Raw genomic sequence first — 25172 nt, 5'->3', positions numbered from 1 at the left:
TGTGATCCAGGTGGGCGACGTCCTCGCGGCGATCGAGGATGCCGAGGTCGTGCGGAAGAACGCTGAACAGTTCAGTCGCGCGAGCGTCGACACCCGTGACATCACCGGCGGCGAGCTGTTCGTCGCGATCCCGGGTCCTTCGCGCGACGGCCACGACTTCGTGGCTGCGGCCGTGCGTTCCGGGGCCACGGGAGCGCTGGTCAGCCGCGATCTCGCCGAGGTTCCGGATCTGGCCGATCTCGACATCACGGTGATCCGGGTGCCCGACACCCTGATCGCGCTGCAGCAGGCCGCGGCTCACGCCCGCGCGCGCAGCACCGCCTCGGTGGTCGCGGTCACCGGCTCGGCCGGCAAGACCACCGCCAAGACGCTGATCGCGCAGGTGCTGCAGTCCAAGTTCGAGATCCTGGCGAACAAGGCGAGCTTCAACAACCACCTGGGTGTGCCGCTCACGCTGACCGCCATCGAGCCCACGCAGACCCAGGTGATCTCGGAGATCGGCACGAACCATCCCGGCGAGATCGGCCACCTGGCCGGGCTGGTCGCACCAGACGTCTCGGTGGTCACCAACGTCGGCTTCGCCCACCTCGGAAACTTCGCCGACCAGCAGGAACTGGCGAACGAGAAGACCGACATCTTCAACCACACCCGCCCGGGCGGGGTGTGGATCATCAACGGTGACGACCAGCTGCTCACCTCCACCACGCTCGCCCTCCCCGGTGCCGCACAGGCCACGGTGGTGCGGGTGGGCTTCGACGAGGGCAACGACCTGCGCGCGGTCGACGTCACGGTGGACGAGCACGGCACCCGCGGGGTGATCGAGGTGGACGGTCAGTCACTGCCGTTCGGCACCGGCGCGGCCGGGCGGCACTTCGGTTACGCGGCCATGCTGGCCGTGGCCGTGGGGCGGGTCTACGACATCGCGCCGAGCGAGAGCATCGAGGCACTGCGGGGTGTGCAGCCGCCGGCCGGGCGGGCGTCGCTGCGGCGCATCGACGACGACCTACTGATGATCGACGACAGCTACAACGGCAGCCCGGACGCGATGATCTCGTCGCTCGACCTGCTGGGCAGCCTGCCCGGTGGGGTGAAGGTGGCCGTGCTGGGGCAGATGGGCGAGCTGGGCCAGTTCTCGCACGAGCTGCACTCCCGGGTCGGGCGCAAGGCGGCCACGAGCGTCACGCATCTGGTCACCGTGGGCGAGGCCGCCGCGCCGCTGCGGGAGAGCGCCGCCGACGGCGGGGTGCCCGTGGCCGACATCTACCCGGTCTCGTCTGCACGAGAAGCGTTCGCTCAGGTCAAGGACATTCTTGACGCCTCTTCGGAGCCCGCGGTGGTGCTGGCCAAGGGATCGCGCGCCATGCACATGGAGCGGGTCTACCTGGGCCTGGCCGGGCACACGGTCGCCTGTGCCCTGACCTCGTGCCCGCTCTACATCAACTGCGCCGACTGCCCGAAACTCACCACCGGCTGAGCCCTTCACCCTCTCCGTGGTTCTGCATAATCACGGAGAGGTTCGCAGGGCGTCGTGCCGGCGACCGGTCTCCTCGTCAAAAATCCTTGCGGCCTCCCGGCATTCATTCTCGTCCGGTGGAGTCCGCGCATACAGGGCCCGGGTCAGCACATCGAAGGCCCTCTCCAGTTCGTCCTTCTCCGCCGTCTCCAGATAGGCCCGGCCACCGATCACCCGGTCTTTCAGTGTCGCGAGGGTCTCGTTCTCCGCCCGGGCCTCGCCCTGCTGCGCAAGCGCTGCTTCCAGATCGGTGAAGGCTTTTCGCAGAACCAGGTCGATCCGGTGCTCCTGCGGCATCCGCGCCCGACGCGACCGCCGCCGCCACCGGTTCACGAGTGGCCGGCGGAACAACCAGAGCACCAGACCGACCGCGACCAGGATCACCGGGCCGACGATGCCGGTCACGAAAGCCACGGTGCGATCGGCAAGATCGGACATCAACCGGTTGAACCGGGAGTTCAGCGACTGCATGAAGGTCTGCCCGGCGCCGCCCGCGGGGGTCGGGTCGGAGGTGACCCAGCCCGCACCCGGGAACCACACCTCGACCCAGGCGTGCGCCGCGGCGCCGCGGATGACCTGACGGCCGTCGCCGGTCCGGTCACTGCCGTCGGCGAGGTACCCGACCACCATGCGCGCCGGGATGCCCGCCGCCCGCAGCAGCACGATCTCGGCGCTGGCGAAGTGCTCGCAGTAGCCCTGCCCCGCGTCGAACAACGCGAAATCGACGGCGTCACGGCCCTGCGGCGGCACCTCGGCGTCGAGCGTGTAGGTCATCATCCGCTCGAGTCGCTGCTCGACCGCCTGCACTGCGGCCAGGCGGGTGGACGCGTTCGCGGTCAGTTCGGTGGACAGATCGAGGACGCGCGGGGGCAGGTTCTCGGGGACCTGTAGCCAGCGCTGGTCAAACTGGTCACTGGTGGACGAGTTGCTCCCCACCGGGTCGTCAGCGCCGGTCCCGATCGACTCCGGCTGGGCGGTGAGGGGATAGACCTGGCTACGCACCCGGTACTCGTCGCCGTTGCTCGCGGGCAGCATCACCCGGTCACCGTTCGAGGTGAAGATGCGGTCGGCATACCGGGCGGGCAGATTCGCCGTGAGCACACGACCCGGAGAGATCAGCTGGGCCGTACCCCGCCCCCGGATCACCACCTCGTCACTGCGGACCGTGCCGAGCTGAGTGGTCGAGGCCGGGGAGCCGGCTGCTTCCTCGAGGCTGTCGGCGCCGCCCGAGGTGCCGCTGCCAGAACCCGAAGGTGAGCTCGATCCCGAGGTGGGGACCGGTCCGGAGGCGGAGCCGGGGTCCTGGTCCGAGGCAGAATCCGAGGCAGAATCCGAGGCAGAACCGGAGCGTGACGTCAGGCTGCTGCTACCGATGCCCAGGTCGCCGGGGTCGGCGGGGCTGGTCAGATCGTTCGGGAAGGCCGGGTCGGGGTCGAGGAGAGGGTCGGTGGTGCCCGGAACCGGAGTCGGATCCGCACCGGAGTTCGCGTCGGATTCCGGGTCCGAGCTGGATCCTGAGCCGGAAGGGCCGGAACCGTCGGAGGAGTCGGTGCCGTTCGCATCGCCAGCGGTGCCGTCCGCGTCGTCACCGATGCCCTCGGTGCCGTCCGTGCCGTCCGTGCCGTCGGTGCCGTCGGTCGCGCCGTCCACATCGTCCGTTGAGCCGGCCACATCGCCGGTAGAGCCGTCCCCGCCGGCGGTCGAGCTGCCCCCGCTGTCCGTTGTGCCGTCCAGATCCTCGACGCTGCCGGCCGAGTCCTCGCCGACGGTCCGGAGCACCACCCCGTCCCCATCGGACTCCAGCACGGTGGTCAGGCTCGAACTGCCGGTGGTCTGCCATCCGGTGCCGGTGTAGAAGTCCAGCGTGGCGGTGCGCCAGTGGGTGGGCGCGTCGGCGGGGACCTCGGCCACCGGGGTCTCACTCAGGGGTCCGCGGGAGTTGAGGCTCATGCGGCCGCCGAGGAACTTCGTCTCCCAGGCCCGGGCGTTGCTGCCGGCTGAGGGACCGCCCGAGGCACCGGCCGCGGCACTCATCGCGATCTCGGCCAGCCCGGAGACCGCGGCGGCCCCCAGCAGAGCACAGCTCACCGCGATCGCCAGCAGCACCGGCACGACCCGCCAGCGCAGGGCCGGGGTCAGGCCCGACCCGGGCCGGCCGGTCACCTTCATCGCGGTGACGGCGGAGGCCTGCCGGGCCTGCACGGTGGTGAGCTTGGTCAGGGCGAACAGGGCAGCAGGCCAGCCCAGGATGATCGGGATCAGCAGCCGCTGGCCGGACGGCGCCGCGACGCAGGCCAGACCGAGCACGGCGGTCCCCAGCACCAGACCGGACTGCACCCCGCGCCGGTCGCCCAGTTCCAGGGTCACCGCGACCAGCGACCCGGCAGCCAGCGCCGCGAGCAGACCGAGAGGCACACCCTCGGGTACGGCCAGCACGGCCGCCGCAGAGGCCAGTTGATCGTCGACGTCACCCGTGATCAGAGCCCGCGAACCGGTCAGGGCCGTGGCCAACACCACCAGGCCCAGGGCCGCCCCGGCCACTGCGGTCCGGCTCCAGGAAGACCCCGTGACCTGCGGAAACTTCAGGGGTACGAGCACGCCCACGGCCACGACGAGCACCATCACCAGCAGGCAGACAGCAGCGGGCAGCAACCCGGCCAGCCCCAGCGCCAGCGCCGCGGAGACCAGGGTCAGCAGCGTGGCCGGGCTCATCACGCGGGACCCGGCGTCGTCGCGGGGCCCGGCATCGCAGCAGGACCCGGCGTCGTCGCAGGACCCGGCATCGCAGCAGGACCGGCCATCAGGTGCAGACCGAACGGCTGGGTGGTGGCCACGACCACGACGACCCCGGCGGACTCCCGGGCATGCACATCGGCGTGGAACTCTTCACCGTCCACGATCGGGGCGCCGGGGTCGGGCTCGGCGCCCAGCCCGGCGAACCAGTCCAGGATCTGCTGCTCGTCGGTCCCGGTCCATTCGGTGACGCCCGGGGCCAGCAGGGTCACCTCGGCGTGGCTGCCGACCGCGGCACAGGCCGACCAGGCGGCCAGGGAGACCAGGTCCTCCCAGTCGTCGTCCTGGGCCGAGCCGGTGACGACCAGCACCAGACGCGACTCGACCTCGGGCTCCGGTACCACCACGATCAGCTGTTCCGGGCGGGGCTGACGCGCGGTGGCCCGCCAGTTCACGTGCCGGCGGTCGTCGCCGTGCCGCCACTCCCGCAACCCGTGCGGCTCGGTGCCGGGCTGCGAGAGCCGGGCGCCCACCGCGTCCTCGATCGAGAAGCGGCCCGCCCCGATCTCGAGGGCCGGCACCCGGGCCGGGTGCACCACGAACTCGGCCTCCCGGCGGATCCGCCGGGCGTGCCCGGCCATCCCGAAGGGGGCGGTGGTCCACAGCCGGATCTCGTGGATCTCGGTGTGACCGCGATGAACAGGTGTCCGGCTGAGCGTGAATTCGACCTGACCACCGGGCGGCAGCGGCGGCACCGCCAGCGTGACCGGGGCCAGCCCGGCGCAGGTGTGCACCACCCCGAGACCGGGAGTGCTGTTCCGGCCGTCGTTGCGCACCGAGAGCACCTGCTCGACCGGCTCGCCCACCACCATGCGCTCCGGCGAGCGGAAGGCCACCGATACCGACCGCAGGTCAGGCCGGAAGAACTGCGACACCAGCGCCGGCACGGCCAGGGCGCAGGCCACGAGCAGCAGCCAGGGGTTCAGCGCCCGGATCGCGATCGCCGCCAGCACCGCCGCCAGCATGATCGCCAGCCAGCCGCCCGGGGTGATCGACCGGACCAGGCGCACCTCTTTTCGCCGGCCGACCCGTAGTCCGACCCGTAAACCCTGCCGGTCCAGTCGCATCTCAGGCCGGCACCGGAACCGGCTGGGCCTTGACCAGTTCGCTGATCAGCGTCTCGGCCGGCGTCGCCACGGCGGGCACGATGCGGTGGGCCAGAACCGGCACGGCGAGTTCGGCGACGTCTTCGGGTGTCACGTACTCCCGCCCGTGCAGTACCGCCCGGGCCTGGGCGCAGCGGGCCAGGGCGATCGCGGCGCGAGACCCCGCCCCGGCGCGAATCCGCTGGTCGGCGCGGGTGGACCGGGTGAGCTTGACCGCATATTCCAGCACCGGCTCGGCCAGGAAAACCGCGTGCACGGTGTCGCGCAGCCGGTTCAGGCCGGCCGGGTCGAGCACGGCCTCGAGGGCGTCCACGGTGGGCCCGGTGAGTTGTTCCCGCACCACCGTGAACTCGTCGACAGAGGTCAGCGGCTTCAGGTGCAGGCGCACGGCGAACCGGTCGAGCTGGCCCTCCGGCAACGGGTAGGTGCCGTGCTGCTCCAACGGGTTCTGCGTCGCGACCAGGAAGAACGTCGGTGGGACGGGATGCCGCACACCGTCCACCGTGACCATCCGCTCGGCCATCACCTCGAGCAGCGCGGACTGGGTGCGCGGGGGCATCCGGTTCAGCTCGTCCACCAGCAGCACGTCGGCGAACACCGGTCCGGGGACGAAGCTGAACTCCCGGCGACTGGGATCCCAGACCGACGAGCCGGTGATGTCCGAGGGCATCAGGTCGGCCGTTGCCTGAATCCGCTGGAACACGCCACCCACCGTTCGGGCCACCGACTGTGCAAGGGTGGTCTTGCCGGTGCCCGGCGCGTCCTCGATCAGGACGTGCCCGCCGGCAAGGACGGCGATCGCCAGCAGCTCGACGGCGGCGTGTTGCCCGCGCACCACCTGCTCGATATTGGCCACCAGGCGGGCTGCGGGCACGACGTCCATGCACTCTTGCGTCGGCAGCCGATGGCTGTGCTTGAACTTGACCTGGGGTCGACCAGGTCAAATTGTCTGTGAAGGACTCATTGCCGAGTCGGCTAATCTGCGCCCCGACCGGCCCTCGTGAACCACCCCGTGAAGAGGAGAGACGATGACCCGCGATTCGGCGTCCGGTACAGGACCCGAAACCGACTCGGAGAAGGCGGCCCCGGACACCACCGGGACGACCCCGAAGAGTTCATCTGAGGACGCCGTGGGCACCGGGGAGGCGACGTCCACGAAGGACGCGTCCCCCGCTGAGGAGACGAAGGTCGCCGTCGACACGACGGACGACGAGCCCGGCGACACCCAGGACACCACGGACGAGGGTGCGGTCGAGACGGCCAAGGACGGCAAGGACGAGGTAGCGGACACGAAGGTTGTCAGCACCGATTCCGGCAGCGCCCCGGAGGCGAAGCCGGCGACGTCGGCCAAGGCCGAGCCCGCCGACCTGACGCTCCGCCCGCTGCCCACCACAGCGGCCGACAAGGCGTCCACCGGCAGCACCGACAGCACCGAGACGACCGAGGTCGAGACGGCCAAGGCCGACACCACCACGGCGAAGGCCGAGGAGCCGGAGGACAAGACGGCTCCGATCGAGACCAGCCTGGCCGCCACGACCGTCGGCGCCGCCGGCAGCGCCGTGGGTGCTGGACCGGCTTCCACCCCTGCCACCGCCCCGAGCTACGGCCCGGACGCCAAGCCCGCCGAGGTGATCACGTCCGGAACCCCCGCCGGACCGGTCGAGCCGGTTCAGCCTCCGGCCCCCTGGGGCGCGAAGGTCGAGAAGGCCGAGAAGGTCCCGGTGGACAAGAACGCCACGCTCTTCCCGCTGCTGGGCACGCTGGTGGCGCTCGCCGCCCTGGCCGCCCTGCTGATCGGGTCGATGGCGCTGCCGCTGGCCAAGGCCAAGCCGCACGACGTACCGGTCGGTGTGGCCGGGGCCAAGGAGATCAGCTCCCAGCTCAGCACGCTGATGACGCAGATCGGTGGCAAGGGCACCTTCGAGGTGCACACCTACACCACCCAGGCCGATCTGCGGAACGCCATCGAGGACCGTGAGGTCTACGGCGGTCTGTACGTGGACGACACCCAGGCCCAGATGATGGTCTCGACGGCGGCCGGCATCCAGGCCTCCGACGCGCTGCAGACCGTGGCGAACACGCTGATGACCCAGGCTCAGGCCCAGGTCACGGTGACCGACGTCAAGGCCCAGCCGACCAAGGACCCGCGCGCCGACGGCCTCTCCGGCGCCGAGCTCCCGCTGGTCATCGTCGCCGCCCTGCCCGCGATCGGCCTGATCCTGCTCTACCGTCGCCGTCCGCTGGCCCAGGTCGGTGGCGCGGTGCTGGCCTCGGCTGCTCTCGGTCTGACGGTCGCCGCCGTTCTCACCTACGTGTCCGGTTCCACCTGGCACGGCAACTACCCGCTCCTGGCCGCCGGCCTGGCGGCCGGATTCTTCGCCACGACGATCATCCTGCTCGGCCTGAACGCTCTGGCCGGCCGGATCGCGCTGGGTCTGGGCGTGGCGGTGCTGGTGCTGTTCGGCGCTCCGCTGTCCGGTCTGAGCACTGTGCCGGAGTGGCTGCCGTCGCCGTGGGACACGGTCGGCCAGCTGCTGCCGCCCGGTGCCACCGCCACGGTGCTGCGGTCGATGGCGTTCTTCGACGGTCAGGGCAGCAAGTCCGCCCTGCTCGTCTTCATCATCTACACCGTGGTGGGCCTGGCCCTGCTGGTGCTCGGCAGCCTGCTGCGTAACAGCAACGACCGCCTGGCCGAGCTGAAGGCCGAGGAAGAGGCGCTCAACCTCGAGGTCGCCGAGGCGGAGAAGGCCCCGGCCACCGTCTGATCCTCGAAAGTCCACCGATGAAGGACGAGGTGGTCACCTCCCAGGTGACCACCTCGTCCTTCATTCATGACCGGGCCAGCCGCCAGTCGCGGTAGTCGAAGCCGGGCGTGACCACGCAGCCCACGAGCACCGGTTCGTCGCCGGCCGGGCGCGCGGTCTGCCAGATGCCGGCCGGGACCAGCAGCTGTGGGCTCTGCCCCGGATCGGTTCCGAGGATCGACTCGATCGCCGGTCCCGGGCCGGCCGGGTCGGAGCCGCCCAGACCCAGAGCCAGCGGACCGCCGCGCTGATGGATCCAGAGTTCGTCGGACCGCACCACGTGCCAGGCCGAGGTCTCACCCGGTAACAGCAGGAACACGATGGACGTGGCCAGCGGCCGAGGCCCCTCGTAACCGGCCGCGGGCAGCTGCCCGGGCTCGACCTCGTGTGTGGATCGGTAGGTCTCGGCGAACCAGCCACCCTCGGGGTGCTGCTGGAGCGCGAGGCCGTGGGCCCAGTCGGGAAGCGTCGGCATGGCCAGCACCGTAGAGCCTGCGGCGTCATGGGACCATTGCCCCTGTGACCCAGCTCAGCACCCCGCGCCCCGGCCCGTCCCTGCATCAGCCCGGCCTGCTCAACTCGCCGCCGAACGTGCTCGGCGACGTGCCGTTGGGCCCGCTGGACGGTCGCTACCGGGCCACCGTGGCGCCGCTGGCCCAGCACCTGTCCGAGGCCGCGCTGAACCAGCGCCGGGTGCACGTCGAGGTCGAGTGGCTGATCCACCTGACCGAGAACCAGGCCGTTCCGGGCCTGCGCAAGCTCACGCCCGAGGAGGTCACCTACCTGCGGGCGATCGCCTCCGACTTCAACGCCGAGAGCGTCGCCGAGCTGGCCGAGACGGAGCGGGTCACACTGCACGACGTCAAGGCCGTCGAGTACTACGTGAAGAAGCGCATGGAGGGGCACTCCCTCGCCGACCTCGGCGAGATCGTCCACCTGTTCTGCACCAGTGAAGACATCAACAACCTCAGCTACGCGCTGATGGTGCGCGACGCCGTGGCCCTGGTCTGGCTGCCCGCCGCCTGGGCCCTGCACGAAGACATCACCGATCTGGCCCACGAGCTGCGCGACCTGCCGATGCTTGCGCGCACCCACGGTCAGCCGGCCACGCCGACCACGCTCGGCAAAGAGCTGGCCGTGCTCGCCCACCGCCTGGGCCGGCAGCTGCGCCGCATCGACAAGACCGAGTTCCTGGGCAAGATCAACGGCGCCACGGGCACGTTCTCGGCGCACATCGCCGGGGCCCCCGACACCGACTGGATCGAGATCTCCCGCACCTTCGTGGAGCACCTCGGCCTGACCTGGAACCCGCTGACCACGCAGATCGAGTCGCACGACTGGCAGGCCGAGCTGTACTCCGACGTGGCCCGGTTCAACCGGGTGCTGCACAACCTGTGCACCGACGTCTGGACCTACATCTCGATGGGTTACTTCATCCAGGTGCGCGGTCAGGGCTCGGTCGGCTCGTCGACCATGCCGCACAAGGTCAACCCGATCCGCTTCGAGAACGCCGAGGCCAACCTCGAGGTCAGCAACGGCCTCTTCGGTGTGCTCGAGCAGACCCTGGTCACCTCCCGCCTGCAGCGTGACCTGACCGACTCCTCGATGCAGCGCAACATCGGCATCGCGTTCGGCCACTCGCTGCTCGCCATCGACAACGCCCGCAAGGGTCTGGCCGGCCTCGACGCCGACCCGGTGGCCCTGGCCCGCGACCTCGACGCCACCTGGGAGGTGCTCGGCGAGGCGGTGCAGTCGGTGATGCGGGTGCACGGCCTGGAGCAGCCCTACGAGCGGCTCAAGGAGCTCACCCGCGGCCGCAAGGTCGACGCCGAGGTGATGCGCGAGTTCGTGTCCGGCCTCGGTCTGCCGGACGACGTGGCCCAGCGCCTCATCGAGCTCACGCCGGGCACCTACGTCGGCGTGGCGTCGAAACTGGTCGACCAGCTGCACTGAACTACTGGGTTCAGAACGGTGGACCCCGCCTGAAACAGCGCCGGGCCCACCGTTCTGATTCTGCTACCTGGCTTTTACCAGCGCAGGCGGGTGGCAGTCAGGCCGCCGTCCACGTCGAGCGTGACGCCATGAATCATCCGGGCCTTGTCCGATGCCAGGAACAGCACCGCGTCGGCGATGTCCTGCGGGGCCAACGGCCGGGCGGCAGGTGTGCCGGAGGCCTGCGCCTCGACCTGCTCGCGGGCATAGTCGTTGCCGGGCGTGAGAGTGATCCCGGGCGCCACCGTGTTGACCCGCACGCCCGCCGGACCGAACTCCGCCGTCCAGGTACGCGTCATCTGCTCGTTCGCCGCCTTGCTGGCCGTGTACATCGCGCCCATCGGTACCCCGACCCGGGACATCCACGAGCCGATGTTGATGATCACGCCGCTGCCCCGCTGCGCCATCTCCGGGCCGATCACACCCACCAGGGAGTGCGGCGCCCGGACATTCACCGCAAGCACCGCGTCGGCATCGTCGTCGGACAAGGCCGCCGTCGGGCCCACCGGGTAGATGCCGGCGTTGTTGACCAGGATGTCGATCCGACCGCCGAGCAGGGCCTGGGCCTGCGCCGCGAGCGCCCGCACCCGATCCGCCGGAACGTTCAGGTCGCCGGCCAGGAAGTCGGCCTCGACACCCGCCGCGCGCAACTCGCCGGCCAGCGCCTCACCGCGGACGGAGTCCCGTCCACCGATCACCACGTGAGCTCCGGCCCGGGCCAGGGTGCGGGCGATCGCCTCGCCGATACCGCTGGTGGCGCCGGTGACCAGGGCGGTACGGCCGTGCAGTTCGTCTGTCATGGAACCAGTTCTCGCAGTCGGTGTCCGACCCGGCCAGCACCCTGTCGTACCTGGTCACAGCATGACCAGGTAGCTGTCCAGAGCCTGGCGTACGGTGAAGCGATGGCACAGGACCGCACGGCGCTAGGGGCTTTTCTGCGTTCCCGGCGCGACCGGATCACCCCGGCGCAGGCCGGTATGACCCCGTTCCCCGGAGCCCGCCGGGTACCCGGGCTGCGCAAGGAGGAACTGGCCGTACTGGCCGGTCTCAGCCCGGACTACTACAGCCGTCTCGAGCAGGGCCGACAGGCCAACATCTCGGTGGAGGTGCTCGACGGACTGGCCCGGGCCCTGCGCCTGGACGACGTGGAACGGGCCCACCTGCACGACCTCGCCGCCCCCTCGGCCCGCCCCCGCCATCGCCCCGAGCCGGACCCGGTCGCCGACCCGGGCCTGCTGCGGGTGCTGTCCGCCCTCGATCACCTGCCCGCCCTGCTCCTGGGCAACCGGTCACAGGTCCTGGCCCGCAACACCTTGCTCCGCGAGGTGCTGGGCCACCCGATGGAGCCCGGCACGCTCTTGAGCGGATGGCTCCTCACCGATCCGGGTGCCCGCGATCGCATCATCAACTGGCCCGATTTCGCCCGGGCCACCGTGGCCACGCTGCGGCGTGAGGCCGGGCGGCGACCGCACGACCGGCGCCTGCACGCCGACATCGAGCGCCTGCGCGCCGACCCGGAGATCGCCCGTTGGTGGGACGACCACGGGGTGCTCGACTACGCCTCGATGACCAAGCGCATCCGTCACCCGGTGGCCGGCGACCTGACCTTCGGCGTGGAGATGCTGACCGGTCCACTCGACCCGGACCAGCGGCTCATCGTCTACACCGTCGAGCCCGACTCGGCGACGGCCCGGGTACTGCCGATGCTGGCCTCCTGGGCTGCCGCTACACCGGTATCGCCGAACTCTTGACTCCGGCCTGTTCCCTCAGAGGTCCGCCGCCGCCCGCAGCACGTCCGGCCTCGCCCAACGGGGCCAGGACCTGAACGGCGTGAACGTCATCGGACTCTGGGTGCGATCCAGCACGACATACGGAACTCCATGGGCCTCGAACCACTGCCGTTTGGTCTCGAGATCCATCTTGGCGTTCGACGAGGTCACTTCGATCGCCAGCAGAACATCGTCCGGGTAGACGCCATCGCCCTTGCCATGGATGCGGACCACCTTGGTGGGATCGATGACCACAACATCAGGCCCGAACAACTCTCCGTCCGAGTCCGGTTTGAAGACGTTGCATCCCGGGAGCGCCAACGCCGGGGAAGGTGCGTGGGGTTCGTCCAGCAGTTGGCGTAATGCCAGAGTCAGGCGCGCCACCAGGTCTTGGTGTTGCACGTCCGGCAGGGGTGTCAAGATCAGGCTCCCGTTGAGCAGTTCCGTGCGCCCCAGTTCCGGAGGCAGGCCCCACAGATCATCGATCGTCAACGGTCGCCGGCGAGCGAGGTGCATCAGCCGTGCGAGTTGCATGTCCAACTCGTCGAGCGGTTCCACGGGCTCTGCGCTCATCCGGCACCACCTCCCTTCATCCCCTGCATCACTTTAACCGGGGGCGTCGCAAGCAGCGCCTGACACAACCAGGCCCATCGAATCGCTAGCTCAGACAAAAGATGGCATTCAAGTGACGCACGTGCGACCAGCCGATCAATTACCAAGAGTACTTTACTGGATACTTTGTGCTTGATCATCAAGATCTCCTGCGCTTGCAGGCCTGCCTTCGGCCCCCGAAACCTCGCCCGAGTAACTCATGGACCACCCCCGCCGGAATACCCAGGCCCAAGATTCATTTGACTCTATGCATACCCTAGGGGGGTAGGGTTTCCTGGAAGGAGCGGACATGGCTGGGTACGCCGGCTCGAAAGAGGACTACCTCAAGCGATTGCGTCGCGTTGAGGGGCAGGTGCGGGGGCTGCAGCGCATGGTGGACGAAGACACCTACTGCATCGACGTGCTGACGCAGGTCGCCGCCGTCACGAAGGCGCTCCAGGCCGTGAGCCTGGGACTCCTCGAAGACCACATGTCGCACTGCGTGGTCGAGGCCGCGCGGCAGGGCGACGAAGAGGCCCGGGTCAAGATCACCGAGGCCGCCGACGCCATCGCCCGTCTCGTCCGGAGCTAGCCAAACCTAGCTAGCCAAACCTCAGGAGAGGAAATCATGAGCACCACGACGAACATTGATGTCACCGGCATGACCTGCGGACACTGCGTCTCGGCGGTCACCTCTGAGCTGTCGGCCCTTCCGGGCGTCAGCGCGGTCGAGATCGACCTACACCCCGAAGGCACCACGCCCGTCACCATCGTCAGCGAGTCACCCCTCGACCCCGCGGCTGTCGCCGCCGCCGTCGACGAGGCCGGGTACGAACTCGCCGCCCGGGCCTGACGGTGGACACCGAGGTGACTCCCCGCCGGCAGGTCGATCTGACCATCGGCGGCATGACCTGTGCCAGCTGCGCCACCCGGGTGGAGAAGAAGCTCAATCGCCTCGCCGGCGTCGACGCCACCGTCAACCTCGCCACCGAGCGCGCCCACGTGCTCGTGGCCGGCGGGGTGAGTGATGCCGACCTGATCACCACGGTCGAGACGACCGGATACACGGCAGCGCTCCCGGCACCCGAAGCGCCCTCTGGTGGTGACGAAAAGAGCAACCAGGAAAGAGCTCTCAAACCCCGGCTGATCCTGGCCGGGATCCTCACGGTGCCGGTGGCCGCGATCTCGATGATCCCCGCCCTGCGGTTCGACGGTTGGGGCTGGGTGACCCTGGCGCTCGCCCTGCCGGTGGTGACGTGGGCGGCCTGGCCGTTCCACCGGGCCACGGGCATCAACGCGCGGCACGGTGCGGCCACGATGGACACGCTGGTGTCGATGGGGGTCACGGCCGCCACGGCCTGGTCGGTGGGCGTCCTGCTGACCGGCACCGGCGAGCCCTACCTGGAAATCGCCACCGTAGTCACTACTTTCCTGCTGACCGGGCGGCTGCTGGAGGCTCGTGCCCGCCGTAGCTCGGGGGCTGCGCTGCGTTCCCTGCTCGACCTGGGCGCCCGGGACGTCAACCTGCTCAAGAACGGTCGGGAGATCCGCATCAAGGCCGAAGAGCTCTCCGTGGGAGACCTTTTTGTGGTCCGGCCGGGTGAGCGCATCGGTACCGACGGCGTGGTGACCGAGGGCGACAGTGATGTGGACGAATCCATGCTCACTGGTGAACCCCTCCCGATTCACGTGAAACCAGACTCAATCGTCACCGGCGCCTGCGTGAACGGTGCCGGGCGGATCGTGGTGAGGGCGACCCGGGTGGGTGCTGACACGACGCTGTCCCGGATCACGCGCATCGTGCAGGAAGCGCAGTCGGGTAAAGCCCGGGCCCAGCGTCTGGCCGATCGGGTCTCCAGCGTGTTCGTGCCGGCGGTGATCATGTTGTCACTGCTGTCTCTGGTGCTGTGGGTGGTGCTCACCGGCGACTGGCAGAGCGCCGGGATCGCGGCGGTGTCGGTGCTGATCATCGCCTGCCCGTGCGCGCTGGGCCTGGCTATCCCGACGGCGCTGCTGGTCGGGACCGGTCGGGGCGCTCAGATGGGCATCCTGATCCGCGGACCACAGACGCTGGAAGACGCCCAGCACGTCGACGTGATCGTGCTGGACAAGACCGGCACCCTGACGCAGGGGCGGATGAGCCTGGCCGACGTCACGGTGGCCGACGGGTTCCGGCGTGACGAGGTACTGCGCCTGGCCGCAGCCGTGGAGCATGCGGGTGAGCACCCGCTGGGCCGGGCCGTGGTGGCCGCGGTTCCCGGTGAGCTGCCGACGGTCACCGAGTTCGGCAGCACCCAGGGCCTCGGGGTCGAGGGCACCGTGGATGGTCGGCGCGTGCGGGTCGGGCGGCCTTCGTGGTTGCCCACCAACCCGATGGAGGACGCGTCGGCACCCGGCCGCGCGGCCTCCGGGATGGTTCCGGAACAGTCGGGCAGCAGCGTCGACGACCAGCGTGATGCCGTCGCTGCGCTCCCGGGTGCTCTGACCGGTGCCGTCTCGGCCGCCGAGGGACGCACCGCGGTCGTCGTCTGGATCGATGGAACCCCCGCCGCCGTGCTCACGATTGCCGACACCATCAAACCCGGTGCCCGCGAGGCCATCACCCAGCTCCGGGCGCTGGGACTGACACCGATGCTCGCCACCGGGGACAACGCGTCCACTGCTCGTGCGGTTGCCTCATCGGTCGGGATCGCCCCCGACGACGTGTTCGCCGAGCTGATGCCGGAGGAAAAGGTCGCCGTGGTCGAGAGACTGCAGGCGAGCGGCCACCGGGTGGCGATGGTGGGTGACGGCGTGAACGACGCTGCGGCCCTGGCCACCGCGCGACTCGGGCTGGCGCTGGGTACGGGCACCGACGCCGCGATGGAGGCCGGGGACATCACCCTGGTGCGCGGCGAGATGGAGACCGTGCCGCAGGCCATCCGGCTCTCCCGCGCCACTTCTCGCATCGTGCGCCAGAACCTTTTCTGGGCCTTCGGTTACAACGTCGCCGCACTGCCCCTGGCCGCGTTCGGCCTGCTCAACCCGATGATCGCGGGCCTGGCCATGGCCCTGAGCAGCGTTGCCGTGGTGACGAACTCGCTGCGGCTACGGCGGTTCCGGGCCTGATCAATGCACCAGCTCGCTGATCTGGCGTAGAGCCAGCAGCGGGTTGGTGCCCCGGACCGGTAGCCGGGCGGTGCTCATCGCTCCGACGCCGGTGGGGTCGGGCAGGGCCGTGCCCTTGCAGGTCGCGCCGACCGGAGGCAGCTTGCCGTTGATGATGAAGTCATCGACCTTCTTGTCCACACAGCTGTTTCCGCCGGCATAGAGGCCGTGGTCACCCTCGCCGGTGACGGTCAGCAGCCGGGCCCCCTCGAAGTTCGCGGCGGCCGCCCGGGCCCCTTCGATCGGGGTGGCCGGGTCGTTGACCGACTGCACCATCAGCACCGGCTGTACACCTTGTCCGGTCGGCGTGGGCAGGTCGACGCCGGCGGGCCGGTTCCAGAAGGCGCAGGGCTGGTCGATCGTCGACCAGCCGATCAGCGGGTAGTTCTTGCCGGCCTCGGCCGAGGACTTGACCAGTGACCCGCGGCTGGCGTTCCACGGCGTGTCCTGGCAGGTCACGGCCAGGAACACGGAGCTGTTGGCATCGCCGGAGAAGGTGTTGCGCAGACCGTCGCGCTGGATCACGGCCACTGCCTTGCGCACCTTCGCGGCGTACCGGTCTGCGGTGCGGAACTTTCCACTGCCCTGGGCCTGCAGGTAGCCGTTGAGATCGGCCAGGGACGCGGCGGCGTCAGGGAAGAGCACCTTGGCATACATGGTGCCCGCGATGACGTCGTCGAGCGTGACCGCGTCCTGCACCGGGGCATCGGGAGTCATTCGGGCGCGCAGCTTTTCGTAGCTTGCGATCACGGCCTTGGGGGTGGGACCAAGGCCGTAGAGGTTGTGGTACCTCGCCACCCAGGGTGCGAAGTCATGCTCGAAACGGCGCTGGAATCCGAGCGGCTGACGGCTGAACGCGTTCTCCCAGGTGCCGGTGAAATCGACGTTGGAGTCGAACACCAGGTGCCCGGCGTGCTCGGGGAACCGGGTGGCGTAGTGCGCGCCCATCCAGGTGCCGGCCGAGAAGCCCAGCCAGTTCACCCGGTCGTGCCCGGCGATCCGGCGCAACAGGTCGACATCCTGGATGGTCTGCGAGGTGGTGACGTACTGGCTCAGTTCGCGGCCGGCCACGTCGCAGGCCCTCGCGGTCAGCTCGGCCGCGTCGAGCTGCAGGTTCACACTCGCCTCCGAGCGCAGGCGCGGATCGGCCGTCAGATTCTGCGCACCACCACAGGTGATGTTGCTCGATCCCCCGCCACCTCGCACGTCCATGCCGTAGACGTCCTGGCTCGCCATCAGTTTCTTCCGGCGGGCGCTCACCATCAGCAGGGGCAGATCAGCGCCGTCGGCGCCCGGGCCACCCGGATTGGTGAAGAGCATGCCCGGTTTCGCGGCCGTGAGGCTCTTCAGGCGGCTGACCTTGAGCCGGATGTCCACGCCGCCCTGCGGCACGTTCCAGTCGCGGGGCGCGAGCAGGGTGGCGCATTCCAGCCGGTAGTAGCCGTCCGGCAGACCGGGCATCTCGTCCCGGTCCAGGCAGGCGCGCCAGTGCAGCTTCTGCGCGTCGTAACGGTCCACGGCCGCAGCCGCGGCTTTCTTCCTGGACGATGGACCGACCGTGGCCACTGCTTCACCGGTGGTGCTGAGCAGTACTCCGCCCGCGACCGCGCTGATCAGAACACCGGTTCCGGCACGCCGGAAGGCCCGTGGCAGCATCGTGTGAATTCCCCAAAGTCGGCTTACCGGAACATGTCCCGTAGGACGCCCGGTGCTGCGGTGACTGCCCGCGGCAGACCGACTCTGCCATGGGAAAAGCTGTAGTGTCACATCAGGTGATCAGTCGATACTCTGTGCGACGACAGCTCGCTAGCGGAAGATCCGCTTCAGCCGGGCCGACGCGTCTTCCATCGCCGAGCGCATCATCGCCGGGGCGGGCGTGGAGCTCATGATGGCCAGCTCGTCGGCCGGGCTGCTCGTGCCGTCCAGGAACCGGATCACCCGGTCGCTCGGATTGCGCTCGAAAAGGCTGGTGAAGAGCTCGGGTCCGTCGACATAACCGCGGTCGAGGGCGCGCAGCATCACGGCGTCCATCCAGCGGTGCCGCAGCGGGTAGGGACGGGGAGGCACCGGGAGCCGGTCGTCCAGCAGCAAGTCGGCGATCTGCTGCGCCTGGCGCTGCATGGCCGAGAACGTATATCCGGTGGACGCCCTGGTCGCCCCACCGGCGGTGCCGAGCCGGAAGAGCCGGTCACCGGTGCGGCGGGCGAACGACGCGTCGGTCATCGGGATCACGCCGTCTTCCTGCGCCTCGATCCGATAGTCCACGCCGGGCCAGATGCGATCGAGGTAGGACCGCAGAGCCTCGTCGTAGCGTGCGGGATCCAGAACCGCAGGGCTGAACTCGGTGTACTCGATCAGGGCGGTGTCGGTCGCCACCGGCAGGCAGTAGGCGAACGCCACCCCGCGCTCGGGCTGCGGCACGCTGAAATCCATGAGCGTGGCCACATTTTCGTCAAGCTTGGCCGAGCCTTCGGGGAACCGGACGGTCCAGCCCCGAAAATGCTGCAGCAGCTGCGTGGAGCCGGGGGTCGAGGGCGGCGAGGGCCGGGAGTCGAACACCCAGCTCGCCCGGATCCGTTCGTCCCCGGCCCGCACCACGGCGTGCGGCATGCCGTCGTACACGCCGTCGGCCGCGGCGGTGATCCGGACGCCCCCCATGCGCGCCAGTGCGGCATCGGCAGCGGCGTAGAGGTCGGCGGAGCGGAGCATCTGGTAGCGCAGCGGTGCCAGGTCGTAGGTCTTCGCGGCGCCCAGGCCGTTCACCAGGCGCATGGTCGGCCAGGTCTGCGTGAGCAGGGGCGGGAGCCAGGCGGGCTGGTCGTGCGCGCCGGCCCACCAGCACCAGGTGCGATCCTGACCGGACCGCCGCACCGGATCGATGACGGCGATCGAAGGCGCCCGGCGCCCGGAGGTGCGGGCGGCGTGCTCGAGGGCCAGCACCAGGCTCAGCCCGGCGCCCCCACCGCCGACGATCGCCACGTCGACGACGATCCCGGCCCCTCGCTCGGGACGGCGCGCCACCGGGATCATCGCTGGACCCGAGCCTGGACGGCTCCCGCGTTCTTCTCCGGTCGATGGACCCGGTTCACCGGTAGATACGGGCTGGCCACTGACGCGCACAGGATTTCCGATCCGTGGGGGTAATGAGCTGACGAATTCTCCGGCCGGCAACGAGCGCTGACCGGCGCACCAACCGGTCCCCCGACATTGGTGGTGCGCCGGTCAGCGGCCAGACGCCCTTCGTGGGCGTCGGCCGTGCCCGCTGAGCTGGCGCGACGTCGGCGATGCCGATCCCATGGGCCCCCCGGCCCACACCGCTGACGTCGTCCCCTCGACAGCGGTTTTACTCTACACATAGTCATCGTTCAGATTCTCCGGGTGACCGGCGATCACGCTGCAGATCATCGAACCTGACGAGAATGAATTCATCCTCTCGGCCAGTGGCATGTGTCCCCTTCCCCTGTCCCCCCACCTGGCCACGCTCACGACGGCAGATTCGTGAAGGCCTGGACGCAGCCACCGGACGCTGTGATCCCGGTGCGCACGGTTCTCGCGATCTCGACGGCCCCCGGCGTGTCACCGTGCACGCAGATCGACTCGGCGCTCACCGGTACGACCGTGCCGTCGTCGGCGATCACGCCCTCGCCGGCCATCAGCCGCCGCACCTGCTCGGCGATCCGGGCCTGGTCGGTGAGCACCGCCCCGGGCCGCGACCGGGGGAGCAAGCCGCCGTCCGCGGTGTACCGCCGGTCGGCGAAGGCCTCGGGAACCGCCCGCAGTCCAACCGCCGCAGCCTCTTTCAGCAGCAACGAACCCGGTTGCCCGAGCACCGCGAGGGTCGGGTCGTAGGTGCGCACCGCATCCACTATCGCCTTCGCCTGACCATGATTGCCGACCGCGGCGTGATAGAGCGCGCCGTGCGGCTTGAGGTAGGTGACGCGACTGCCCGCCGCCCGGGCGAAGCCGTCGAGCGCGCCGAGCTGGTACAGCACGTCGTCGCGCAGTTCGGCCGGGGCGACGTCGATGAAGCGACGGCCGAAACCGGCCAGGTCGCGGTAGGCCACCTGAGCCCCGATCGCGACCCCGGCGGCGGCGGCGAGTTCGCAGCTACGCCGCAGCGTGGACGGATCACCGGCGTGGAACCCGCAGGCGATGTTCGCGCTGCTGATCACCTCGATCAGAGCGGCGTCGTCGCCCAGCGTCCAGCGGCCGAAGGACTCACCGAGATCGGCGTTGAGGTCGATTACCGGCACGGCCATGATTCTTCCCCAGCAATCTGAACGTTGGATGACGAACAACTGTGGTGACCTGTGATCGCTCAGTGTCGCTTTTCTGCCAGCATCAGCCGACCCCGGCCCTCTAACCTCAGGGAATGTCCATCAGCTGGTCGGTACTCCCCAGCCCGGTCGGTGATCTTCTCCTGATCGCTGAGTCCGGGGCCCTGACCGGACTGTTCTTCAGCCCGCACAAGGCATCGCACCGGCACTGGGACGAGGTGCGGTTCAGCGGCACCGAGAACGACGACGAGATCGTGATCGCCGCAGCACGTTCGCAGCTGAACGAGTACTTCGCCGGTTCCCTGACCGTGTTCGACCTGCCGTTGCGGCCCACCGGCACGGGGTTCCAGCTCGGTGTGTGGGAACGCCTGCAGCACATCGGATACGGCCGCACCGCCTCGTACGGCGCGGTGGCGGCGCAGCTCGGGCTGGTGCCGGGCGCCTCCCGCGCGGTGGGCCTGGCGAACGGCGCGAACCCGATCTCGATCATCGTGCCGTGCCATCGGGTGATCGGTGCGAACGGCTCGCTCACCGGGTACGGCGGCGGCCTGGAACGCAAGCGCTACCTGCTCGATCTGGAGCAGGGCAACGCCCTCTTCTGACTCTTCTGAACGGTCAGCGCGGTGTCTTGGCCTTGGCCCGACCGGTCTTCCTGACCGGGACCTTGCTCCTGGGCTCGGGCGTGGCCACCACCGGGTCGGGCAGCATCCGGCCCGGGCTGAGAGTGCCCTGCGGGTCGAGCGCCTGTTTGATCGCGCGCATGGCGGCGAGGTCGGCCGAGCCCCGGGTGAGAGGTAGCCACCGGCGGTTGGCCTGACCGATGCCGTGCTCCGCGCTGATGCTGCCACCGAGCGCGGCCACCAGGTCGAGCACGGCCTCGGTGACCGCGCCGTCGGCGTCTTCGTCCAGCGCGTTCAGCAGGTTGACGTGCACATTCCCCTCGGCGATGTGCCCGAAGATGATCGACACGGCGTGCCGGGCGACCGGGCGCACCACCTCGGCGAGCTGCCGCTCGAAGTTGGAGAGCTGGTTCAGCGGCAGGGCCACGTCGAGCTTGACCGGCACCCCTTCGGCGCTGACGGCCTCGGTCTGCAGCTCGCGCAGTTCCCAGAGCCGGCGGCGCTCGGCCGCGGTGGCGACCAGCACCACGTCACGCACGCAGTCGAGGTCGGTGAGCAGTGCGGTGAGCTCGTCGAAGGAGTCGGGCCGGTTGTCGTCGTCGGCCAGGTCGAAGAGCAGGTAGAGCGGGTGCGGCCGCTCGAAGGGCTGGGCCAGGCGCTCGTGCTTGAGCACCAGCTGCAGCCCGTCGTGGTGGAAGAACTCGGCCGCCTCGAGCCCGGTGAAGTCGCGCTGCACGGCCCGCAGCACGGTCAGGGCGTCGTCCACGGTGCTCACCGCGACCAGGGCGGTACCGACGATCTTGTGCGGGCGGATCAGATCGACCTGCACCGCGGTGATCACGCCGAGGGTGCCCTCGCTACCGATCATCAGCTGCACCAGGTCGTAGCCGGTGTTGTCCTTGGCCACGCCGGACATGCGCCGCACCACCGAGCCGTCGGCGAGCACGACCTCCAGCCCGCGGATACGGAACCGGGCCGCACCGTGGCGCATCACGCGCTCACCGCCGGCGTTGGTGGCTGCGATGCCGCCGACCGTGGCGGTGTCGCGGGCGGAGAAGTCCAGACCCACGTCCAGACCCGCACTCCGGGCGGCCCGCTGCAGCTGGGCCAGGGTGACCCCGGCGCCGGCCATCAGCGTGCGGCCGAGCGGATCGAGCGGTCCCACCGAGTCGAGGCGGGCCAGGCTCAGCACGACCTCCCCGTCGTGCGGTACCCCGCCGCCGACCAGTCCGGTGTTGCCGCCCTGCGGCACCAGGGAGACCCCGGCCGCCGCGCAGGCTCTCAGCACCGCCGAGACCTGGGCCACGGTCGCCGGGCGCACCACCGCGAGGGGTTTGCCGTGCCAGCGTCTGGTCCAGTCCTGCGCGTACGGCTGGGCCGCTTCCGGGTCGGTGACGACGTGCGTGTCCCCGACGATCTCGCGCAGGTCGGCGAGCAGGTCCACTGCGGGCATCCCTCCTAGCGACCGTCAGCAGGTGACGGACAGTGCCGAGCGGTGCATGCGGTGCGCACCCGGACGGTCACTGTCCGGGATGTCGCAATCCTCCGCGCGCGACTTTAGCGTGCGATCCGCCGGTCGAGAGAGGGTCGACCGCGGGTGTTCGCCTGCTGGAGGGCTACCGGTAACTACCGGTAGCCCTGTGCCCGGGCCGAGCGGTTGTAGTTCGCCAGCTGGGCCGGCACCTGCCGGTCGTAGGGCAGGTCGGGCGAAGGGAAGGGCGGGCCGTAGGCATTGCGCACGCTGATGACGCCGGCCCAGTGGTGCAGCGAGAGGTCTTCCTCGGCGTCCTGCGGCGGCCCGGTGCGGGTCTTCAGTGCCACGTCGGCGAGCGGCAGGCGGATGAGGACGACCTCGGCGAACTCTTCGGGCGTCGGCGGGCGGGAGTGGTTCGACCGCCCGGCGACCAGGTGCTCGACCACCGCGTCCAGCCCGGCCCGCTGACCCTCCGGGTCGGTCACGAGCGTGCCGGTACCCCGGATCACGATGGTGCGGTAGTTGACAGTGTTGTCGACCTTCGCCCGGGCCAGCACCAGGCCGTCGAGCAGCGTGACGGTGACACAGAGAGCGATGTCACCGGAGGCGGCCAGCTCGGCCAGCCGCGACTCCGGCCCGACACGCAGAATGAGTTCCTCGCCGACCCGAGCGTGAATGATCGGGACGACGATCGGGTCGCCGCTGTCGATATAGGCGACATGACACAGAAATGCCTCGTCCAGGGCCGAATTGATGGCCTGGGCGTCGTACCGGGTCTGGTCGCTGCGTCGCGTGTAGGTGGGCAGCTGATCCTCGGCCGCCACATCATTCGTCCCGCCGACAGAGTTCGGTTCGGTCGTCATACGAGCCGACCCTGCCCGAATAGAACGACCTTCGCCAGTTTCGTCACCGTCTTGGCTTCGTCCTTCACTCTGAGCAACCTACCGGTCACTTGCTCGGCTGGGGCACCTTGCAGTCGACCTTGGGGTTGGCGCCCAGGTAGTTCAGGGGGCCGGCGACGATGCTGACCGCGATCGTGCCCGCGTCGGAGCAACTCACGTCCGGGTCCTTGTCGCTGTCGAAGTATCCGCGCTGGGCGGACGCCAGAACACCGATGAGGAGCCAGACCACGAGAACCACTGACAGGATTCGCATCTTTTCCTCCGAGTGCCGTCACGTTCCGTCGGGTACCAATTCCTTGCACCATCTTGCAATCCGTGAAACCCGGATGGAATCCGGCCTTCCGGACTTTCGCTCGCTGTTGATCACCATACTGACCTGCCCGGATCCCGCCAGTTGTGATCATCAACCGGCCCGGCCCGCAGGTCACGGCCGCCGAGCCGGATTGCCACCGTGGCGATTTCGGGGGGCTCACGACCAGTTCTCCCCGCCTGGCCCACCGCCGCCCCCTGGCCCGGGCCCGCTGTCGGGCATAGGAAGACGCGGGCTCCCGATCTAGAATCAAGTTTCCATTCTGGCCACTCGTGGGGGTCTTCAGCTGTGAAGGACGATCGACGCGCGCTCGTCCTGGCCGGCGGCGGCATCACGGGCATCGCCTGGGAGCTCGGCATGATCGCGGGTCTGGCCGAGCTGGGTGTCGACCTGTCCCGGGCCGACCTGGTGATCGGCACATCGGCGGGCTCGGTCGCCGGGGCGCAACTGCGCTCGGGCCGGCCGATCGAGCAGCTCTACGAGGAGCAGCTCGCGGAGGCCCGCGGCGAACTGGCGTCCGAGCTGGGTAAACGCACACTGCTGCGCTGGGCCCTGCTGGGTCTGGCACCGGGCCGGGAAGAGCGGGCCCGCAAGCGCATCGGCAAAGCCGCCCTGGCGTCGCGAACGGTGCCGGAGAGCGATCGGCGATCGGTGATCGAGAGCCGGCTGCCTGAGCAGCGCTGGCCGAGCGAGCCTCTCAAGGTCACGGCGGTAGACGCCTCGACCGGCGAGTTCGTGGTGTTCGACCGGGAGTCCGGGGTGCCGTTGGTCGATGCCGTGGGCGCGAGCTGCGCGGTGCCGATGGTCTGGCCGCCGGTGACGATCCAGGGCCGGCGCTACATCGACGGAGGGGTGCGCTCGTCGGCCAACGCCGACCTGGCCCAGGGGTACGGACGCGTGGTGGTGCTGGCCCCGTTCGCCGCCTCGGTGCGGCGCAGCGGCCGGGTCGGCAACCAGCTGGAGAAGCTCGGGCCGCACGTGCACAGTGCCGTGGTCATGCCCGACGCCAACACCAGGCGGGCGATGGGCTCCAACCCCCTGGACCCGGCGTTCCGCTCCGACGCCGCCAAGGCTGGGAGGTCACAGGCCCGGCTCGTACGCGACAGCGTGGCCGTGGCCTGGGGCGAGCCACCGAGCTGAGGCGGTGACCACGAACATACGTCGCCTCGGTGCGACCTGCCGTCGACCCGCCCGGGACCTTGGCCGCCAGGGCACCGCGCCCCGTCACCCCGCACCCCGTCGCGCCCCGTCGCGTCACCCCGCGCCCCCTCGCGGCGCCCCTTGTCGTGGCACGTCGACCGCCGCTCAGACGATTTGTGGCCTGGCCGCTGAAGCGTTGTGTACACCTGGTACATCCGGTACCGGATGTACCAGGTGTACACAACGCAGACCTCCCGGCGCCGACCCGGGGCAGGGCTGGCCAGGCACGAAGGCCGTCGAGTCCCGGCTGCCACCGCGTTGATGGAGCCGCTCACGATCCTGACGGCGGCGCTGCGGGAGAGCACCGAGGCTCTGGCCGCGCTCGAAAAGGATCATGCCCGGATGATCGAGGCGTCGCTCGACTCCAACGCCGACGACGAGCACGACCCGGAGGGCGCCACCATCGCGTTCGAGCGGGAGCAGCTCACCGCGGCGCTGCACCGCACCCGTGCTGCCCGCGAGCGCATCGTCGCGGCGATGGCCGAGCTAGAGGCGGGCAGTTACGGCATCTGCGCGTCGTGCGGTCTGCCGATCGCCGTAGAGCGGCTCCGGGCAAGGCCTCTCGCGACCACGTGTATCAACTGCGCCCATCGAGGACGCATGTGAGCTCGCCGGAAAGGCGAGCTCACGCGCTGGGGGCACCTCCCGACCCGCCAGGGCTGGGGGACCTCCAT

Annotated in this window: 22 protein-coding genes; 10 read left to right on the top strand and 12 right to left on the bottom strand. The window is 69.8% G+C overall.

All coding sequences use genetic code 11. The annotated features are described in order from the left end of the window. The first annotated feature begins 1 nt into the window (after window position 1). Window positions 2–1474 carry a UDP-N-acetylmuramoyl-tripeptide--D-alanyl-D-alanine ligase gene (locus QSK05_RS01465; protein WP_285593091.1) on the top strand — a complete coding sequence of 491 codons (1473 nt, stop codon included), beginning with the start codon at window positions 2–4 and terminating at the stop codon, window positions 1472–1474. Window positions 1475–1504: 30 nt separating this feature from the next. Here the strand turns inward: QSK05_RS01465 and QSK05_RS01460 are convergent, their stop codons facing one another. Genes QSK05_RS01460 through QSK05_RS01450 form a run of 3 tightly spaced genes read right to left on the bottom strand, consistent with a single transcriptional unit; the run spans window position 1505 to window position 6295 of the window. Then, window positions 1505–4225 (bottom strand): transglutaminase-like domain-containing protein, encoded by a 2721-nt coding sequence (locus QSK05_RS01460; protein WP_285593090.1) that lies wholly within the window; start codon window positions 4223–4225, stop codon window positions 1505–1507. Beyond that, window positions 4225–5373 (bottom strand): DUF58 domain-containing protein, encoded by a 1149-nt coding sequence (locus QSK05_RS01455; protein ID WP_285593089.1) that lies wholly within the window; start codon window positions 5371–5373, stop codon window positions 4225–4227. Before QSK05_RS01455 ends, QSK05_RS01460 begins: the two co-directional genes overlap by 1 nt. Before the next feature lies 1 nt (window position 5374). Further along, on the bottom strand, window positions 5375–6295 hold the full coding sequence (locus QSK05_RS01450; RefSeq protein ID WP_285593086.1) for an AAA family ATPase: 921 nt from the start codon (window positions 6293–6295) through the stop codon (window positions 5375–5377). Window positions 6296–6440: 145 nt separating this feature from the next. Here QSK05_RS01450 and QSK05_RS01445 point away from each other — a divergent pair, with 145 nt between their 5' ends. Further along, window positions 6441–8177, top strand: a complete 1737-nt coding sequence (locus QSK05_RS01445) for a hypothetical protein (RefSeq protein WP_285593084.1) — start codon at window positions 6441–6443, stop codon at window positions 8175–8177. 64 nt (window positions 8178–8241) lie between these two features. Here QSK05_RS01445 and QSK05_RS01440 read toward each other — a convergent pair whose 3' ends face one another. Continuing rightward, window positions 8242–8691, bottom strand: a complete 450-nt coding sequence (locus tag QSK05_RS01440; protein ID WP_285593082.1) for a cupin domain-containing protein — start codon at window positions 8689–8691, stop codon at window positions 8242–8244. A 95-nt stretch (window positions 8692–8786) separates the two neighbouring features. Between QSK05_RS01440 and purB the strand changes: the two genes are divergently transcribed. Further along, on the top strand, window positions 8787–10169 hold the full coding sequence (gene purB / locus QSK05_RS01435; protein ID WP_352300196.1) for an adenylosuccinate lyase: 1383 nt from the start codon (window positions 8787–8789) through the stop codon (window positions 10167–10169). A gap of 74 nt (window positions 10170–10243) precedes the next feature. On the opposite strand, the gene QSK05_RS01430 is transcribed toward purB, so the two are convergent. Further along, on the bottom strand, window positions 10244–11008 hold the full coding sequence (locus QSK05_RS01430) for an SDR family NAD(P)-dependent oxidoreductase (RefSeq protein ID WP_285593078.1): 765 nt from the start codon (window positions 11006–11008) through the stop codon (window positions 10244–10246). 102 nt (window positions 11009–11110) lie between these two features. Between QSK05_RS01430 and QSK05_RS01425 the strand changes: the two genes are divergently transcribed. Continuing rightward, window positions 11111–11959 (top strand): helix-turn-helix transcriptional regulator, encoded by an 849-nt coding sequence (locus QSK05_RS01425; RefSeq protein WP_285593076.1) that lies wholly within the window; start codon window positions 11111–11113, stop codon window positions 11957–11959. A 15-nt stretch (window positions 11960–11974) separates the two neighbouring features. Here the strand turns inward: QSK05_RS01425 and QSK05_RS01420 are convergent, their stop codons facing one another. Then, entirely contained in the window at window positions 11975–12550 is a 576-nt protein-coding gene (locus tag QSK05_RS01420) for a Uma2 family endonuclease (RefSeq protein ID WP_285593074.1), read from the bottom strand. 328 nt (window positions 12551–12878) lie between these two features. Between QSK05_RS01420 and QSK05_RS01415 the strand changes: the two genes are divergently transcribed. From QSK05_RS01415 to QSK05_RS01405, 3 genes are read left to right on the top strand one after another with little or no spacing between them, the layout of a single operon-like run. After that, window positions 12879–13160: a metal-sensitive transcriptional regulator gene (locus QSK05_RS01415; protein WP_285593071.1), complete on the top strand. Its 282-nt coding sequence runs from the start codon at window positions 12879–12881 to the stop codon at window positions 13158–13160. A gap of 36 nt (window positions 13161–13196) precedes the next feature. Then, the gene (locus QSK05_RS01410; RefSeq protein ID WP_285593069.1) at window positions 13197–13421 is read left to right on the top strand and encodes a heavy-metal-associated domain-containing protein; all 225 of its coding nucleotides are present in this window, start codon (window positions 13197–13199) and stop codon (window positions 13419–13421) included. A 14-nt stretch (window positions 13422–13435) separates the two neighbouring features. After that, window positions 13436–15676 carry a heavy metal translocating P-type ATPase gene (locus QSK05_RS01405; protein WP_285593067.1) on the top strand — a complete coding sequence of 747 codons (2241 nt, stop codon included), beginning with the start codon at window positions 13436–13438 and terminating at the stop codon, window positions 15674–15676. On the opposite strand, the gene QSK05_RS01400 is transcribed toward QSK05_RS01405, so the two are convergent. The 3 genes from QSK05_RS01400 to QSK05_RS01390 all read right to left on the bottom strand — a co-directional run bounded on the left by QSK05_RS01400 (window position 15677) and on the right by QSK05_RS01390 (window position 19974). Further along, entirely contained in the window at window positions 15677–17371 is a 1695-nt protein-coding gene (locus QSK05_RS01400; protein WP_285593065.1) for an alpha/beta hydrolase, read from the bottom strand. A gap of 150 nt (window positions 17372–17521) precedes the next feature. Next, window positions 17522–18745, bottom strand: a complete 1224-nt coding sequence (locus QSK05_RS01395; RefSeq protein WP_285593063.1) for a lycopene cyclase family protein — start codon at window positions 18743–18745, stop codon at window positions 17522–17524. Between the two features lie 452 nt (window positions 18746–19197). Beyond that, window positions 19198–19974, bottom strand: a complete 777-nt coding sequence (locus QSK05_RS01390; protein ID WP_285593061.1) for a LamB/YcsF family protein — start codon at window positions 19972–19974, stop codon at window positions 19198–19200. Window positions 19975–20087: 113 nt separating this feature from the next. Here QSK05_RS01390 and QSK05_RS01385 point away from each other — a divergent pair, with 113 nt between their 5' ends. Next, the gene (locus QSK05_RS01385) at window positions 20088–20594 is read left to right on the top strand and encodes a methylated-DNA--[protein]-cysteine S-methyltransferase (protein ID WP_285593059.1); all 507 of its coding nucleotides are present in this window, start codon (window positions 20088–20090) and stop codon (window positions 20592–20594) included. 13 nt (window positions 20595–20607) lie between these two features. Here QSK05_RS01385 and QSK05_RS01380 read toward each other — a convergent pair whose 3' ends face one another. From QSK05_RS01380 to QSK05_RS01370, 3 genes are all read right to left on the bottom strand, one after another. Then, window positions 20608–22065: an FAD-binding oxidoreductase gene (locus QSK05_RS01380; RefSeq protein WP_285593057.1), complete on the bottom strand. Its 1458-nt coding sequence runs from the start codon at window positions 22063–22065 to the stop codon at window positions 20608–20610. Between the two features lie 173 nt (window positions 22066–22238). After that, the gene (locus QSK05_RS01375) at window positions 22239–22949 is read right to left on the bottom strand and encodes a pyridoxamine 5'-phosphate oxidase family protein (RefSeq protein ID WP_285593055.1); all 711 of its coding nucleotides are present in this window, start codon (window positions 22947–22949) and stop codon (window positions 22239–22241) included. A gap of 85 nt (window positions 22950–23034) precedes the next feature. After that, window positions 23035–23241, bottom strand: coding sequence for a hypothetical protein (locus QSK05_RS01370; RefSeq protein WP_231483722.1), 207 nt, complete (start codon window positions 23239–23241; stop codon window positions 23035–23037). 345 nt (window positions 23242–23586) lie between these two features. On the opposite strand from QSK05_RS01370, the gene QSK05_RS01365 reads away from it, so the two are divergent. Both QSK05_RS01365 and QSK05_RS01360 read left to right on the top strand, forming a co-directional pair. Next, window positions 23587–24438, top strand: a complete 852-nt coding sequence (locus tag QSK05_RS01365) for a patatin-like phospholipase family protein (RefSeq protein WP_285593054.1) — start codon at window positions 23587–23589, stop codon at window positions 24436–24438. A 234-nt stretch (window positions 24439–24672) separates the two neighbouring features. After that, window positions 24673–25104, top strand: a complete 432-nt coding sequence (locus tag QSK05_RS01360; RefSeq protein ID WP_285593053.1) for a TraR/DksA family transcriptional regulator — start codon at window positions 24673–24675, stop codon at window positions 25102–25104. Window positions 25105–25172 lie beyond the last annotated feature (68 nt).

The sequence above is a fragment of the Kineosporia sp. NBRC 101731 genome, from assembly GCF_030269305.1.
Taxonomy (GTDB): Bacteria; Actinomycetota; Actinomycetes; order Actinomycetales; family Kineosporiaceae; genus Kineosporia.
This window is presented reverse-complemented; position numbering and strand designations above follow the sequence as displayed.